Annotated in this window: 17 protein-coding genes; 10 read left to right on the top strand and 7 right to left on the bottom strand. The window is 55.1% G+C overall.

The annotated features are described in order from the left end of the window. Positions 1-199 precede the first annotated feature (199 nt). Together gloA and rnt are read left to right on the top strand one after the other, a co-directional pair. Positions 200-607, top strand: coding sequence for a lactoylglutathione lyase (gloA, locus tag GRPL_RS10020; RefSeq protein WP_032687392.1), 408 nt, complete (start codon positions 200-202; stop codon positions 605-607). A gap of 106 nt (positions 608-713) precedes the next feature. Continuing rightward, positions 714-1,361: a ribonuclease T gene (gene rnt, locus GRPL_RS10025; protein ID WP_032687390.1), complete on the top strand. Its 648-nt coding sequence runs from the start codon at positions 714-716 to the stop codon at positions 1,359-1,361. 52 nt (positions 1,362-1,413) lie between these two features. Here the strand turns inward: rnt and grxD are convergent, their stop codons facing one another. Continuing rightward, positions 1,414-1,761 (bottom strand): monothiol glutaredoxin 4, encoded by a 348-nt coding sequence (gene grxD / locus GRPL_RS10030; protein ID WP_004862717.1) that lies wholly within the window; start codon positions 1,759-1,761, stop codon positions 1,414-1,416. Between the two features lie 337 nt (positions 1,762-2,098). Between grxD and GRPL_RS10035 the strand changes: the two genes are divergently transcribed. Beyond that, on the top strand, positions 2,099-2,977 hold the full coding sequence (locus tag GRPL_RS10035) for a C40 family peptidase (protein ID WP_032687389.1): 879 nt from the start codon (positions 2,099-2,101) through the stop codon (positions 2,975-2,977). 39 nt (positions 2,978-3,016) lie between these two features. Here GRPL_RS10035 and GRPL_RS10040 read toward each other — a convergent pair whose 3' ends face one another. Next, positions 3,017-3,508, bottom strand: coding sequence for a GNAT family N-acetyltransferase (locus tag GRPL_RS10040; RefSeq protein ID WP_032687387.1), 492 nt, complete (start codon positions 3,506-3,508; stop codon positions 3,017-3,019). Positions 3,509-3,806: 298 nt separating this feature from the next. Between GRPL_RS10040 and sodB the strand changes: the two genes are divergently transcribed. After that, complete coding sequence (sodB, locus tag GRPL_RS10045; protein ID WP_032687386.1) at positions 3,807-4,388, top strand: superoxide dismutase [Fe]; 582 nt, start codon at positions 3,807-3,809, stop codon at positions 4,386-4,388. 45 nt (positions 4,389-4,433) lie between these two features. On the opposite strand, the gene GRPL_RS10050 is transcribed toward sodB, so the two are convergent. Together GRPL_RS10050 and cydH are read right to left on the bottom strand one after the other, a co-directional pair. Then, positions 4,434-5,594 carry an MFS transporter gene (locus GRPL_RS10050; protein WP_032687384.1) on the bottom strand — a complete coding sequence of 387 codons (1,161 nt, stop codon included), beginning with the start codon at positions 5,592-5,594 and terminating at the stop codon, positions 4,434-4,436. 163 nt (positions 5,595-5,757) lie between these two features. Beyond that, a complete protein-coding gene (gene cydH / locus GRPL_RS27795; protein WP_004862736.1) occupies positions 5,758-5,847 on the bottom strand; it encodes a cytochrome bd-I oxidase subunit CydH in 90 nt (29 codons plus the stop codon). 295 nt (positions 5,848-6,142) lie between these two features. Between cydH and purR the strand changes: the two genes are divergently transcribed. Beyond that, the gene (gene purR, locus GRPL_RS10055; protein WP_004862740.1) at positions 6,143-7,168 is read left to right on the top strand and encodes an HTH-type transcriptional repressor PurR; all 1,026 of its coding nucleotides are present in this window, start codon (positions 6,143-6,145) and stop codon (positions 7,166-7,168) included. Positions 7,169-7,186: 18 nt separating this feature from the next. Here the strand turns inward: purR and punR are convergent, their stop codons facing one another. Then, entirely contained in the window at positions 7,187-8,098 is a 912-nt protein-coding gene (punR, locus tag GRPL_RS10060; protein ID WP_032687382.1) for a DNA-binding transcriptional activator PunR, read from the bottom strand. A gap of 109 nt (positions 8,099-8,207) precedes the next feature. Between punR and punC the strand changes: the two genes are divergently transcribed. Together punC and cfa are read left to right on the top strand one after the other, a co-directional pair. After that, the gene (gene punC, locus GRPL_RS10065; protein ID WP_032687380.1) at positions 8,208-9,392 is read left to right on the top strand and encodes a purine nucleoside transporter PunC; all 1,185 of its coding nucleotides are present in this window, start codon (positions 8,208-8,210) and stop codon (positions 9,390-9,392) included. A gap of 295 nt (positions 9,393-9,687) precedes the next feature. Next, a complete protein-coding gene (gene cfa / locus GRPL_RS10070) occupies positions 9,688-10,836 on the top strand; it encodes a cyclopropane fatty acyl phospholipid synthase (protein WP_032687379.1) in 1,149 nt (382 codons plus the stop codon). 65 nt (positions 10,837-10,901) lie between these two features. Here cfa and GRPL_RS10075 read toward each other — a convergent pair whose 3' ends face one another. Then, the gene (locus GRPL_RS10075) at positions 10,902-11,537 is read right to left on the bottom strand and encodes a riboflavin synthase (protein WP_032687377.1); all 636 of its coding nucleotides are present in this window, start codon (positions 11,535-11,537) and stop codon (positions 10,902-10,904) included. Positions 11,538-11,766: 229 nt separating this feature from the next. Here GRPL_RS10075 and mdtK point away from each other — a divergent pair, with 229 nt between their 5' ends. Further along, a complete protein-coding gene (gene mdtK / locus GRPL_RS10080) occupies positions 11,767-13,140 on the top strand; it encodes an MdtK family multidrug efflux MATE transporter (protein ID WP_032687376.1) in 1,374 nt (457 codons plus the stop codon). A gap of 50 nt (positions 13,141-13,190) precedes the next feature. Here the strand turns inward: mdtK and GRPL_RS10085 are convergent, their stop codons facing one another. Continuing rightward, entirely contained in the window at positions 13,191-14,084 is an 894-nt protein-coding gene (locus GRPL_RS10085) for a LysR family transcriptional regulator (RefSeq protein WP_032687375.1), read from the bottom strand. Positions 14,085-14,191: 107 nt separating this feature from the next. Between GRPL_RS10085 and GRPL_RS10090 the strand changes: the two genes are divergently transcribed. Together GRPL_RS10090 and asr are read left to right on the top strand one after the other, a co-directional pair. Beyond that, positions 14,192-14,821, top strand: coding sequence for an NADPH-dependent F420 reductase (locus tag GRPL_RS10090; protein WP_032699674.1), 630 nt, complete (start codon positions 14,192-14,194; stop codon positions 14,819-14,821). Between the two features lie 185 nt (positions 14,822-15,006). Then, on the top strand, positions 15,007-15,307 hold a 301-nt coding region (gene asr, locus GRPL_RS26965; RefSeq protein ID WP_155274632.1), incomplete at its 3' end, for an acid resistance repetitive basic protein Asr.

Raw genomic sequence — 15,307 nt, 5'->3', positions numbered from 1 at the left:
AACTGACTGCACATCCAGGACGCACTCATCTCGTCCGCGGATACGACAAGAAAGATCGGCGTAAGGGCCGCCTGAAATGGCGGCCTTTTTACGATATAGTGCTCAGGGGTATGAAACGCCTTGTCCGTTTTGTTACGCTATTCAGACAATTGCACATACGGTCTCCGCTAAGGGGCTGTAAACAAGGAGTATAAAAACTATGCGCTTACTTCACACTATGCTGCGCGTTGGCGACCTGCAACGTTCTATCGAGTTTTACACCAACGTGCTGGGCATGAAGCTGCTGCGTACCAGCGAAAATACCGAGTACAAATACTCGCTGGCCTTCGTCGGCTACGGCGAGGAAAGCGATACGGCGGTTATCGAGCTGACTTACAACTGGGGCGTTGACCAATACGACCTCGGCAGCGCTTACGGTCATATCGCGCTGAGCGTGGATAACGCCGCCGAAGCCTGCGAGCGTATTCGCCAGAACGGCGGCAACGTCACCCGCGAAGCGGGTCCGGTGAAAGGCGGCACCACGGTTATCGCTTTCGTTGAAGATCCGGACGGTTACAAAATCGAACTGATTGAAGAGAAGGACGCCGGCAAAGGCCTTGGCAACTAACCTGCTTCGGGCGCTCATCGGCGCCCGCTGTTTTTCCCCTTCCTGCTGCAAGGCGCGGCAAAATTTGCCATAATGCGCGCTACTTTTTTCCAGTTAAGAGAATCAGATGTCCGAGAACGTTCAACTTAATGGTCTGTGCGACCGTTTTCGTGGTTTCTACCCCGTGGTGATTGATGTAGAAACCGCCGGGTTTAATGCTAAAACCGACGCCCTGCTTGAGATCGCCGCCATTACGTTGAAAATGGATGAGCAAGGCTGGTTAATGCCGGACGAGACATTGCATTTTCATGTTGAACCTTTCGAAGGCGCCAATCTGCAGCCTGAAGCGCTGGCCTTTAACGGCATCAATCCGAACGATCCTGAGCGCGGCGCGGTGAGCGAATACGACGCCCTGCACGCCATTTTTAAAATGGTCCGCAAGGGAATTAAGGATAACGATTGTAATCGTGCCATCATGGTGGCGCACAACGCGACGTTCGATCTCACCTTTACGATGGCCGCCGCCGAACGCGCCGGACTCAAACGTAATCCGTTTCATCCGTTCGTGACGTTTGATACCGCGGCGCTGAGTGGACTGGCGCTCGGCCAGACGGTGCTGTCCAAAGCCTGCCTGGCCGCCGGAATGGCGTTTGATGGCAGCAAGGCGCACTCTGCGCTGTATGATACCGAGCAGACGGCGCAGCTGTTTTGCGAAATCGTCAACCGCTGGAAACGTCTTGGCGGCTGGCCATTACCGCTTGCCGGACAAGAGTAAGAGACAAAAAAAAGCGACTTCGCAGGAAGTCGCTTTTTTACTGGCGGCAGACTTATTCAGCTTTCGGCTCGTCGGTCTTGTACTTTGCCGCCGTTTCTTTGATCAGCTGCTGCAGTTCGCCGCGCTGATACATTTCAATCACGATGTCGCAACCGCCAACCAGCTCGCCATCAACCCACAGCTGCGGGAAGGTCGGCCAGTTCGCATATTTCGGCAGTTCCGCGCGGATATCCGGGTTCTGCAGGATGTCAACGTAGGCAAAACGCTCGCCGCATGCAGACAGCGCCTGCACAGCCTGAGCGGAAAAACCGCAGCTTGGCAGTTTCGGAGACCCTTTCATGTACAGCAGGATCGGGTTTTCAGCGATTTGACGTTGGATTTTTTCTACAGTCGTGCTCATTGTCATGCTTCCTTAACTTCTATACGGCAGTAATTTGTCATTGTAGCGTCCTGAACGCAGGACAGATAATAACATTTTTTTCACTCATTATATTTTATCTTCTGTGGTCAGAAGTTGCCTTAAAAATATCATTTTGGCCGCGTAAAAGCAGTATCGCTGTACATTTCACGTACAAGGTGGTTAATGTCTGAGATAATTTTTTGCAATTGTTAATCAAACGACACTTTAGATACAAAAGAGTATTAACTTTCCGGGTTTTTATGCTTTAGAATCGTTGGGTTTTGTCATTCACCGTCAGGTATGGGTACATATCTGTCATTAATCAGGGGATTGCTCAGTGGCGCGGCTAAACAAAATCGCGATTTCGCTCTGTGCATTACTGTTTACATCTATCTCATTTACACCACTGGCGCATGCTTCAGGGCATACGCACACCTCCGCCACGCCAAAAGCGCATGCGGCGAAAGGCACTACAGAACGTAAGAAAAAAGCCAGCAGTCAGAAAACGAAGTCCACAACCAAAACCACCAGCAAGAAAGCCTCAACGGCCACCCGCACCCGACACCCCACTCGCACCACCGCATCCAGCCAGACGGCATTGAACCGTCAGGCCGCCGGCACCAAAAAATGCGTTTTGCGTAAAGGGTATAAAAAGCAGTGTGCGAAATCGATCGCGCCAGCCGCTGAACCGGCCCCGGTCATGGCCAGCGTGCAGAGTAAATGCGTCGTGCGTAAAGGTTACAAAAAACGCTGCAAAACAATCGCGGAAGAACCGCCGCTGACCCTGGCGGATGCGCATAAAGCCCGCGTGCAGAGAGCGCAAAGCACCGCTATGTCGAAGTTAATGGATCAGATTGGCAAACCGTATCGCTGGGGCGGAACTTCGCCGCGTACCGGTTTCGACTGCAGTGGGCTGGTCTACTACGCCTATAAGGATCTGGTAAAAATCCGCATTCCGCGCACCGCCAATGAGATGTATCATCTGCGCGATGCCCGTCCGGTCGATCGCGGCGAGCTGCAGAGCGGCGATCTGGTCTTCTTCCGCACCCGTGGGCGCGGCACCGCCGATCACGTCGGCGTTTACGTTGGCAACGGCAAGTTTATTCAGTCGCCGCGTACCGGCCGCGACATCCAGATCACCTCATTAAGCGAAGATTACTGGATTCGCCACTATGTCGGCGCACGCCGGGTGATGACCCCCAAAACCATTCGCTGAGCCTGACCTGCCGCGTCTGCGGCAGGTCAACTCTCCTCACTATAATGTCAGGCTCATCTCATGCCAGGACATGCCGCCATGATCCGAGGCGGAAGGCCGCTCGTAGCGAAAACCAAATCTCTCATACAGGGCCACGTGTCGGTCTTTGCACATCAGGTGAATGGCGCTCTTTTGCGCCTGTGCCATCTGCCGGATAAAGCGCTCCATCAGAGCAGTCGAATACCCTTTTCCCTGGTGTTCAGGATCAACGACGACAGACATAATCACGACATTCGGCGCGCGAGGATCGTGCCCGACCAGCTCCTTGAAGGCTTCATCCGACATCACGACTTCCCACGCGCACCCTGAATTAATGAAGCCAATGACCTCTCCTTGCCGTTCCATGCAAAGAAATCCTTCCGGGTACTGCTGGATTCGGGTGGCAATCTTTTCACGAGTGGCCGCTTCATCCCCTTCATATGCGGTCGTTTCAATTTCAAAACAGCGTTCGACGTCGGCCAGAGTCGCCTGGCGATAGACTATGTTAGACAAAACAGACCTCTGCAAAATGGATATTCACTAATCACTTTATATTTCAACGGCAACAGCGATCAACCTGCCCTGTTGAAATGCGATGCCTTGCGCTCCGGCGAAGGCTTAGCCGGGTAAGTTTGTTAAATATACCCTTTATCATTGCAAGGCTTTTAACTCCCTTCTGCAAGTGTTAGCATTCCGATCACAATAAAAACCTGTTGCACTCGCCCCGGCGAGGGACAGTACATGCTGTTCTGGATGGTAAAACATCCTTTGAATGTGAGCTAGAAAACAAGAAGTTATAAGGAGAGTAACAATGTCGTTTGAATTACCTGCATTACCGTATGCAAAAGACGCCCTGGCGCCGCACATTTCCGCAGAAACCCTGGAATACCACTACGGCAAACATCACCAGGCCTATGTCACCAACCTCAACAACCTGATCAAAGGCACCGCGTTTGAAGGTCAATCTTTAGAAGCGATCGTCCGCGCTTCTGAAGGCGGCATCTTTAACAATGCGGCCCAGGTCTGGAACCATACTTTCTACTGGAACTGCCTCGCGCCGAATGCGGGCGGCGAGCCGGAAGGTGAGCTGGCAGCCGCCATCAATCAATCCTTCGGCAGCTTCGCAGAGTTCAAAGCGAAGTTTACCGACGCGGCAGCGAAGAACTTTGGCGCAGGCTGGACATGGCTGGTTAAAAATAGCGATGGCAGCCTGAGCATTGTCTCCACCAGCAACGCTGGCACGCCGCTGACCGGCGACGCCAAACCGCTGCTGACCGTGGATGTCTGGGAACATGCCTATTACATCGACTACCGCAACGCCCGTCCTGACTATCTGGCGCACTTCTGGGCGCTGGTAAACTGGAAGTTTGTGGCAGCCAATCTGGCGGCCTAAAACGCTAACGCAGAAGGGGCAACCCTTCTGCGAATATACCGACTGTCAGACCAACGCCTCTTCCGGCTGCGAACGCCCGCCGAACAGCACCAGCAGCAGCGCCACGCCGGCAATGATCGCCCCCATCACCGGCACAAAGGCATAGCCCAGTCCGCCAGAAATCACCGCGCCACCGGCTGCCGCACCCAGCGCATTGCCGAGGTTAAACGCTCCGATATTGACCGACGAAGAGAGTCCCGGTGCTTCATGAGCCACTCGCATCACCCGCATTTGCAGCGGTGGAACCACGGCGAAGGTCGCCGCCCCCCAGACCACCATACTGATTGCGGCTCCCAGCTGCGTCTGCGCCAGCAGCGGAATCGCCAGCATGATAACCATCAGCAACAGCAGAAAACCCTTCAGCGTCCCGGAGACGGAACGGTCGGCGAATTTACCGCCGAGGTAGTTACCCAGTGAAAAGCCGACGCCAATCAACACCAGCATGGCGGTGACGAACAGCGGTGAGGCGTGCGTAATGGTGTGCAGCACCGGTGAAATATAGGTATAGAGGGTAAACATCGCGCCGGCCCCCAGCACGGTGGTCAGCAATGCGGAGAGCACCTGCGGACGAACCAGCACCGAGAGCTCCTGTTTTACGTTCGGACGCTCGCCAGCGCTGCCTTTGGGCAACGAAAACCACAGGCTGACCATCGCCACCAGCCCCAGACCTGCCGTCGCGAGGAACGACATCCGCCAGCCGATGGTCTCGCCAAGCCATGTCGCCGCCGGAACGCCGCCAATATTAGCGATAGTCAAGCCCATGAACATGGTCGCCACCGCGCTGGCCTGTTTGTGTTTCGGCACCACGCTCGCCGCCACCACCGACCCGAGGCCGAAGAAAGCGCCGTGGTTAAGACTGGTGATAATGCGCGAAATCAGCAGCGTGGTGTAATCCGGCGCCATTGAGGAGAGAATGTTCCCCAGCGTAAAGATAGCCATCAGAAAAATCAGCGCATTTCTGCGCGCGCGATGAGAGAGCAGCAAAGTCATCAGCGGCGCACCGACCATCACGCCGATCGCATACGCGCTGATCAGCATTCCCGCCGCCGGAATTGACACGTCGACACCTTTGGCAATCACCGGCAGCAGCCCCATCGGGGAAAACTCCGTGGTGCCAATACCAAACGCGCCTATCGCCAGCGCTAACAAGGGAAAGTTGATTTTCATTCAATGACTCCAGCAGACCGTCATCGGCGACGGTATCTCATCAGAAGTCAAAAGCATGACATCAATCACAAAAAAACAAAAGTAAACGAAATGGCAAAAGATTTTTGCGAAATTGATAATAATGGCGGGACGTCGGGGGAAAGAGCTCTCTCCCCCGGATAAATCAGTGCAGCACCGCGGTCAGGCCGGCGGCCACGATCAGACCCAGGACAATAATCGTTGTCGTCAGCGAAAACTTTAAATCTGTATCCATCAATTTTTCCCCCAGTTATCCCCACATGAAAAGTGAGCTTGCTCATTTTTGCACAATATAGCGCAAAAATCTTCCATGTTTTAGGGTGATGCACATTTTTGCTCTTCCCCTTTGCCGCAAGATCGGACAAAATCCCACGCTAATTTGAAAGCGTATCGGCCATTGACCCCTTCCTGTCGTTCTGTGTCGTTTTCCCGACGTGATGCAATGTTGAAAATTGTATTCAGGGTGTGTATAGGCAAACGTTTACGTATCGATAATCAGACGATCAGGTCAAGGTCTGGAGTGAGAAGTAATGGCAACAATTAAAGATGTAGCGAAGCGCGCAAACGTTTCCACTACAACAGTGTCACATGTAATTAACAAAACCCGTTTCGTGGCGGAAGAAACCCGCAACGCCGTGTGGGCGGCGATCAAAGAGCTGCACTATTCCCCCAGTGCCGTGGCTCGCAGCCTGAAGGTTAATCACACCAAATCGATTGGCCTGCTGGCCACCAGCAGCGAAGCGGCCTATTTCGCTGAGATTATTGAAGCCGTAGAAAAGAGCTGTTTCCAGAAAGGCTATACCCTGATTCTGGGCAATGCGTGGAACGATCTCGAAAAGCAGCAGGCCTATCTGTCGATGATGGCGCAAAAGCGCGTCGACGGCCTGCTGGTTATGTGTTCTGAATATCCGGAATCGGTGCTCAGCATGCTGGAAGAGTACCGCCATATTCCGATGGTGGTAATGGACTGGGGTGAATCCAAAGCCGACTTTACCGATTCGGTCATCGATAACGCCTTCGAGGGCGGTTATATGGCCGGTCGCTATCTGGTGGAACGCGGCCATCGTGAAATCGGCGTGATCCCGGGTCCGCTGGAGCGTAACACCGGCGCCGGGCGCCTGGCGGGCTTTATGAAAGCCATGGAAGAAGCGCAGATCGCCGTTCCGGAAAGCTGGATTGTGCAGGGAGACTTCGAGCCTGAATCCGGCTACCGCGCAATGCAGCAGATCCTCAGCCAGCAGCATCGCCCGACGGCGGTCTTCTGCGGCGGCGACATCATGGCGATGGGCGCAATCTGCGCTGCGGATGAGATGGGGCTACGCGTGCCGCAGGACATTTCGCTGATCGGGTATGATAACGTGCGTAACGCCCGCTATTTCAGCCCGGCGCTGACCACCATCCACCAGCCGAAAGATTCGCTGGGGGAAGCGGCCTTCAATATGCTGATGGATCGTATCGTCAACAAGCGCGAAGAGTCACAGTCGATCGAGGTTCACCCGCGGCTGGTAGAGCGCCGCTCCGTCGTAGACGGCCCGTTCGTCGACTACCGTCGCTAATCGCCCGTGCGGCGCCGGTTACTCCGGCGCCCGCAGCCACTCCCGGTTTAACGTTTCACTGTCCCCCAGATAATCCAGTAGCCACGACAGCGCCGGTGACGTGTCGCTCTGCTGCCAGGTCAGGCAGCACGCGGCGTCCGGGAACGGGTTTTCCAGCGCCAGCGCGGTCCATTCACCGCGGTCAATCCACGGGCGAGCAAAATGGCTCGGTACCATCCCTACGCACAATCCCGCCGAGAGGCAGGTGGCCGAGGATTCCCAGTCCGGCACCACCACCCTTTTCTGGTTGTCCAGTAGCCAGGTCGTGCGTTTTGGTAGCGAGCGGGAGGTGTCCTCCCTGACCAGCGACGGCCAGTTGCGCAACACATCATCGCTGAGCGGCCCGCTCATCTGCGCCAGAGGATGATGGCTCGCCACCACGCAATGCCAGCTCAACATCCCCATATCGCGAAAGGCGTAGCGTCCCCCCACCGGAATCGAACGGGTTGCCCCGATAGCCAGTTCCACGCGTCCGTCGGCCAGCGCGTCCCAGACACCGTTGAAAACCTCCTGAAAAACAATCAGCTCGACATCGGGAAAGTGACGATAAAAATCAACAATCATCTGCCGCATACGGGCCGGTTTAACAATGTCATCCACGGCTATTGACAGCTGACCACGCCAGCCGTTGGCTATCTGCTGACACTGTTGGCGGGTGATCTGCATTTTTTTGATAACAGATCGTCCTTCCTGTAAAAACCAGAGCCCGGCGGGGGTCAATTCGACATCGCGATGGCGGCGTTCAAAAAGCGGTACCGCCAGCCACTCCTCCAGCTGACGTACGGTATAACTGACCGCCGAAGGTACGCGGTGCAGCTCCTGCGCCGCGGCGCTAAAGCTGCCGTTGCGGGCGACAGCATCAACAACTTCGAGTGAGTATTCGGACCACATATTCTGCCTGCAAAAATTTTGAACGCATGTAGCAAATATTAGCGTTTCACAAGCCAGAATGCACTCCCTACACTCTGCGGCATCATACCTGCATCTATAAGAGAATGTTATGCAACAACCCGGGAAAGGATTTTTAGTGTGGCTGGCGGGACTCAGCGTGCTGGGTTTCCTCGCCACCGACATGTATCTGCCGGCCTTTTCGGCCATCCAGCAAGATCTCAATACTTCTGCAGCGTCGGTCAGCGCCAGTCTGAGCCTGTTCCTCGCCGGCTTCGCCATCGGGCAGCTGTTCTGGGGCCCGCTCTCGGACCGCTACGGACGTAAACCGATTCTGCTAACCGGGCTGGCGATCTTCGCTATCAGCTGTCTGGGAATGCTGTGGGTGCGTGACGCCACTCTGATGCTGGTGCTGCGCTTTATCCAGGCGATCGGCGTCTGCGCGGCGGCGGTGACCTGGCAGGCGATGGTCACCGATTATTATCCAGCTCAGCGAACTAACCGTATTTTCGCCACCATTATGCCGCTGGTGGGTTTATCGCCGGCTCTGGCGCCGTTGCTCGGCAGCTGGCTGCTTGCCCATCTGGAATGGCAGGCCATTTTTGCCACCCTTTTTGCCATCGCCCTGCTGCTGATGGTGCCCGCCCTGCGCCTGAAGCCGGTCGTCAGGCCGCAGGGTGACGTCCGCGAGAAGCTGACCTTTCTGACGCTGCTGCGCTCGCGCGAATACAGCGGCAACGTGCTGATTTACGCCGCCTGCTCCGCCAGCTTTTTTGCCTGGTTAACCGGGTCGCCGTTTATTCTCCATGAGATGGGCTACAGCCCAACCGCTATCGGTCTTAGCTATGTTCCGCAGACAATCGCCTTTTTAATCGGTGGCTATGGATGCCGCGCGGCGCTGCAGAAATGGCAAGGCCAACAGCTGCTGCCCTGGCTGCTGGTGATTTTCGCCGTCAGCGTGGCTGCCACCTGGATGGTTGGTCTGGTTGAGGATGTCTCAATTATTGCGGTGATGATTCCCTTCTGCGTGATGGCCATTGTCAATGGCGGGATCTACCCGATTGTTGTCGCCCAGGCGCTGAAGCCGTTCCCGCAGGCGACCGGTCGTGCCGCCGCGCTGCAGAACACGCTGCAGCTTGGTCTGTGCTTCCTGACCAGTCTGCTGGTTTCCGCGCTGATTGCCACGCCGCTGCTCACTACCACCAGCGTGATGCTGGTCTCTATCGTGCTGGCCGGGCTGGGTTATTTTATGCAGCGTCACAGCGTTTGCCTGACTACCGAATCGTCTCATGCATAAACGCGTTTCAGTGATGTTAAGGCTCAGTAATTAGCCTGCTAATATATTTTTATTGAAAGCCTGATTTCAGCGGCCTATACTGAACCGGCTTCACATAAATAAAATATTTTTTAAGATTAACGGGAGCAGGATGCATCCCGTTTCACCATGGAAGGCCTTTCGGCAAGGGTTATCGCCCTTCCTCTGTTCTACGTCGGATAGCAGCTTCACGGATATTCCGTGAGATTTCTCACAAAGCCAAAAAAGCGTCTACGCTGTTTTAAGGTTCTGATCACTTGGGCGTGATGGAGAAGCTATGAGTTCATCGTGTATAGAAGAAGTAAGCGTACCAAACGACGACTGGTACCGAATTGCAACCGAATTGCTCGGTCGCGCGGGCATTGAGGTTAATGGCACCGCACCCTCCGATCTGCGGATTAACAATCCGCTCTTCTTTAAACGTGTTTTACAGGAAGGGTCGCTGGGGTTAGGTGAGAGTTATATGGACGGCTGGTGGGATTGCGAACGGCTGGATATATTCTTCCATAAAGTACTCCGTGCCGGGCTGGAAAATCAGCTTCCTCACCATCTGAAAGATACGCTTCGTATCGCGGGCGCACGCCTGTTCAATCTACAAAGTAAAAAGCGCTCCTGGATTGTCGGCAAAGAACATTACGACCTGGGCAACGATCTTTTCAGCCGGATGCTCGACCCCTATATGCAATATTCCTGCGCGTACTGGAAAGAGGCGCAATCGCTGGAAGAGGCGCAGGTGGCAAAATTAGATCTTATTTGCCGCAAGCTGCAGCTGGAACCGGGGATGCGGGTGCTGGATATTGGCTGCGGCTGGGGTGGTCTGGCTTACTATATGGCCAAAAATTATCACGTTAGCGTAGTTGGCGTGACCATTTCCGCCGAGCAGCAAAAAATGGCCCAACAGAGATGCGAAGGGTTAGACGTTACCATTTTGCTGCAGGACTATCGTGACCTGCATGACCAGTTTGATCGCATTGTTTCCGTCGGGATGTTTGAACACGTGGGACCTAAAAATTACGCCACCTATTTTGAAGTGGTGGATCGTAATTTAAAACCTGACGGTCGTTTTTTATTACACACCATTGGCTCCAAAAAAACGGACCACAGCGTCGATCCGTGGATCAATAAATATATTTTCCCCAACGGTTGTCTGCCTTCGGTTCGTCATATCGCGCAAGCCAGCGAATCCCATTTCGTGATGGAAGACTGGCACAATATCGGCGCCGATTACGATACGACGCTGATGGCCTGGTACGAACGTTTCCTGGCCAGCTGGCCCGATATCGCCGATAACTATTCGGAACGTTTTAAACGTATGTTTAGTTATTATCTGAACGCCTGCGCGGGGGCTTTTCGCGCGCGCGATATTCAGCTCTGGCAGGTGGTCTTTTCTCGCGGTGTGGAAAACGGCCTTCGCGTGGCCCGCTAAAAATATCCCCCGTTAACACGGGGGATATTCTTTTCTTTCCTTCTTCATCCGGCAGCAGCGGCCGATCATTCATCGCTCAGCTGTTGTGCCGCTTCTTTCGCTGCCAGCACGCGTTCCACGGTATCGACTACCGCCTGCGTTTGCGGGTCGATCTCGATATTCACCCGATCGCCGAGTTTTTTAATGCCAAGCGTGGTGCGCTGCAGCGTTTCCGGGATCAAATGCACGCAAAAACGCGTCGGGGTCACTTCACCGACCGTCAGACTGATGCCGTCAACGCCGATAAATCCTTTATAGAGGATATATTTCATCAGCGTCGGGTCCTGAACCTTAAACCAGATCTGGCGATTATTTTCCGAGGTCAGGATCTTGACGATTTCCGCCGTGGTCATAATGTGGCCGGACATCAGATGGCCGCCGATCTCATCGCTGAATTTTGCCGCTCGTTCCACGTTCACCACATCCCCCACCTCTACAGCGCCAAGGTTGGTAATACGCAGCGTCTCTTTCATCAGGTCAAAACTGATGCGCGGACCGTCAATTTCGGTGACTGTCAGGCAGCAACCATTGTGCGCCACCGATGCCCCGGTCTCGATGCCGGCAAGCATATGCTCAGGCAGCTCCACCACATGGGTGCGAAAATTGGGTTTTTCATCGATGGACACCACTTTAGCGGTCCCCTGCACAATGCCTGTAAACATGCTTTACTCCTGTAGACTTTCGTGACGGTATCATTACCGTTATACCTGTCGGGAACAATACCAGTTGGCAAAACAGGTTGCCAGCGCGCATCGTGCCCTACCATTTTTTCACTGGCTTAATGGCGCATCCTCGCTACAATAGACTGGAAAATCCCTCTGCTCTTTCTTCTTGCTGCCATTTACGGCGGCTTTTTTAGTCTCAAAATAACAACAATATAAAGGTGTTCACGTGCAGAAGTATTTTATTGAAGCGCGTCAGTTATTAGCACTGGCCATTCCTGTGATCCTGGCACAGGTCGCCCAGACCTCCATGGGCTTTGTCGATACCGTGATGGCGGGTGGCTATAGCGCCACCGATATGGCAGCCGTCGCGATTGGGACCTCTATCTGGCTCCCGGCAATTCTCTTTGGCCACGGTCTGCTGCTGGCGCTGACGCCGGTTATCGCACAGCTAAATGGCTCCGGTCGCCGCGACCGCATTGCCCATCAGATTCGTCAGGGGTTCTGGCTGGCGGGATTCGTTTCGCTGCTGGTCATGGTCGTGCTGTGGAACGCCGGGTACATCATCAGCTCGATGCACAATATTGACCCGGCCCTCGCCGAAAAAGCGGTAGGCTACCTGCGCGCGCTGCTGTGGGGCGCCCCCGGCTATCTCTTCTTCCAGGTCGCACGTAACCAGTGTGAAGGCCTTGCGAAAACCAAACCGGGGATGGTAATGGGATTTATCGGCCTGCTGGTCAATATTCCCGTTAACTATATCTTTATCTACGGCCACTTTGGCATGCCTGAACTGGGCGGCATCGGCTGCGGCGTGGCGACGGCATCCGTTTACTGGGTGATGTTCTTCTGTATGATCTCCTGGGTACGTCGCGCCCGCTCTATGCGCGATATCCGTAGCGATGAAGGCTTCAGCGGACCGGACTTCAGCGTGCTTAAACGTCTGGTGCAGCTTGGGCTGCCAATTGCGCTGGCGCTGTTTTTTGAAGTCACTCTGTTTGCGGTCGTTGCGCTGCTGGTTTCTCCACTGGGGATTGTGGACGTCGCGGGCCATCAGATAGCCCTGAACTTCAGTTCGCTGATGTTCGTTTTACCCCTCTCGCTGGCGGCAGCGGTCACCATCCGCGTCGGCTTCCGTCTTGGGCAGGGTTCCACCCTCGATGCGCAGGTTTCTGCCAGAACCGGGGTTGGCGTTGGCGTCTGCATGGCGGTGATCACGGCGATTTTCACCATCCTGATGCGTAAGCAGATTGCCCTGCTGTATAACGACAATCCGGAAGTGGTCCTGCTGGCTTCCCAACTGATGCTGCTGGCCGCGATATATCAGATCTCCGACTCCGTACAGGTGATTGGTAGCGGGATTCTGCGCGGATATAAAGATACGCGTTCGATCTTCTTTATTACGTTTACCGCGTACTGGGTGCTGGGACTGCCGAGCGGCTACCTGCTGGCCTTAACCGATACGCTTGTTCCGCGTATGGGGCCCGCCGGTTTCTGGTGCGGATTTATTATCGGGCTCACCTCGGCAGCAGTGATGATGATGCTGCGGATGCGTTTCCTGCAGCGTCAACCGTCCAGCGTGATTTTGCAACGCGCGGCGCGCTAACGCACAGCGGCACCTGTTCCCAGGGTGCCGCTCCTCACCGTCGTAGGGATTCAGCGCGGGCCCAGCGCGGTTCTTAAGGCGTCAACAAAACATTTAATTTTCGTCGTCCGCCGACGTCCGGCCGGCACCAGAATATGCATGGGCCGCGCCGGTCCTGAGAATCCGGCTAATACCTGCACCAGGCTCCCCCGCTCCACTTCGGTTTTCAACACATCTTCCGGCCCGAGGGTAATACCGTGCCCGGCAATGGCCGCATTCATCAGCGCCTTCCAGTCATTCGCGCGGAACCGCCCGGAGGGTTTGATCTCGAACATGGCCCCCTGTTTCTCAAATTGCCACCGACAGGCGCTGCCCGCCGACCAGTGTCCATAAACCAGGCACGCGTGATGTTGAAGATCGGTCGGCGTCTGCGGTTCGCCGTGGCGCAAAATATAGTCGGGTGACGCACAGGCAATCAGCCGGTATGGCAGCAGAGGCCATGCAACCATCGAGCTGTCGGCCAGCTCACCGATGCGCACGATCACCTCAAACTCCTCTTCTATCGGGTCGACAATGCGGTCGCTCAACGTCAGTTCAACCTGAACGTCAGGGTAGCGGGCAAGATAGTCGGTAATAAAGGCTGCGAGCGCATGCGAACCAAAAGTGACCGGCGCATTCACCCGGATGATGCCTGAAGGTGTCGCTTTCATCTCCTGCGCCACCGCGTCCGCCTCCGCGATCTCAGCCAGTACCACCCGGCAGCGTTCATAATAGCTACGCCCGATATCGGTGAGCGTCTGTCGGCGCGTGGTGCGGGCGATTAATGAAGTGCCCAGGTGCGCCTCAAGCGCTGCCACGTGTCGGGCGACCATCTGCGGCGAGAGTCGCAGCTGTCCGGCAGCGGCGGCAAACGACCCCGTTTCAGCCGCCTTCACGAAAACCCTGATACTGGTGAGCTGGTCCATGATTCACTCATTTGAGTTGTTTATCATTCCACTATCTTACGATTTATCTTCTGCAGAGATGGAATTAAATTTATCGACACTATCAGATCATTGGTAAGGAGTTGAAAATGAAGATTGGCATTATTGGCGCCGGATTCGTTGGCCGGTCTATCGCGAAGCTGTCGCTTGCCGCCGGTCACGATGTCATGTTGAGTAACTCACGGGGGCCCCAGACTCTTTTCAGCCTGGGTCCGATGATTGGCTGTCAGGTCGGTAGCGCAGAGGACGCTGCCGAATTTGGCGAGGTGGTGGTCATTGCCGTGCCGCTCAGCGCTATCCATTCGCTGCCGGTTGCCGGCATTAAGGATAAACATGTCATTGATGCAGTGAATTACTATCCCGAGCGTGATGGCCCGATCGAGGCGCTGGAGTCAGGAGAGACCACGACCAGCGAATTGCTCGCCCAGATCCTGCCTGCCGCTACCGTCACTAAAGCGTTTAACGCTATTCCCATGACCCAACTGGAAAGCGATGGACTGCCCGCGGGGGCGGAAAATCGTCGGGCGCTGCCGTTAGCAGGCGATAGTGAAAAAGGAAAAGCGATCGCCGCCGCGCTGTACGAGGCGTTTGGCTTTGACACCGTCGACGCCGGACCACTGTCCGAAGGATGGCGTTTTGAACGCGGCCAGCCCGCCTATTGCGTACGAATGACCCGCCCGACGCTGCTCACGACCTTGTCCCATACACCGCATCGCTAACCGCCCCCCTCCGCCGACGCTGACTCCGTTGGCGGAGCATCCTGCTTTTCGCCCGCCCTGCGCGTTGTACATTCCGTTACTCGCCGATACCAAACACTCACTGAAGCCTGAGAAAGAAAAACTTATAGTAATTTCAACAGCCCCGCAGTGGGGTTAACTGAAGAAACAATTTCGAGGATATCAGAATGAAAAAAGTATTAGCTCTGGTCGTTGCCGCTGCTATGGGTCTGTCTTCTGCTGCTTTCGCTGCTGATGCAGTAAGCACTACTCAGGCTCCGGCTGCTGCAACTCACAGCACCACTGCCAAGACCACCCATCATAAAAAACACCACAAAGCCGCTGCCAAACCAGCCGCTGAACAGAAAGCTCAGGCCGCGAAAAAACACCACAAAGCTGCCGCTAAACCAGCCGCTGAGCAGAAAGCCCAGGCCGCAAAAAAACACCACAAAGCTGCCGCTAAACCAGCCGCTGAGCAGAAAGCCCAGG

The organism is Klebsiella planticola ATCC 33531, from assembly GCF_000735435.1.
Lineage (GTDB): Bacteria > Pseudomonadota > Gammaproteobacteria > Enterobacterales > Enterobacteriaceae > Klebsiella > Klebsiella planticola.
This window is presented reverse-complemented; position numbering and strand designations above follow the sequence as displayed.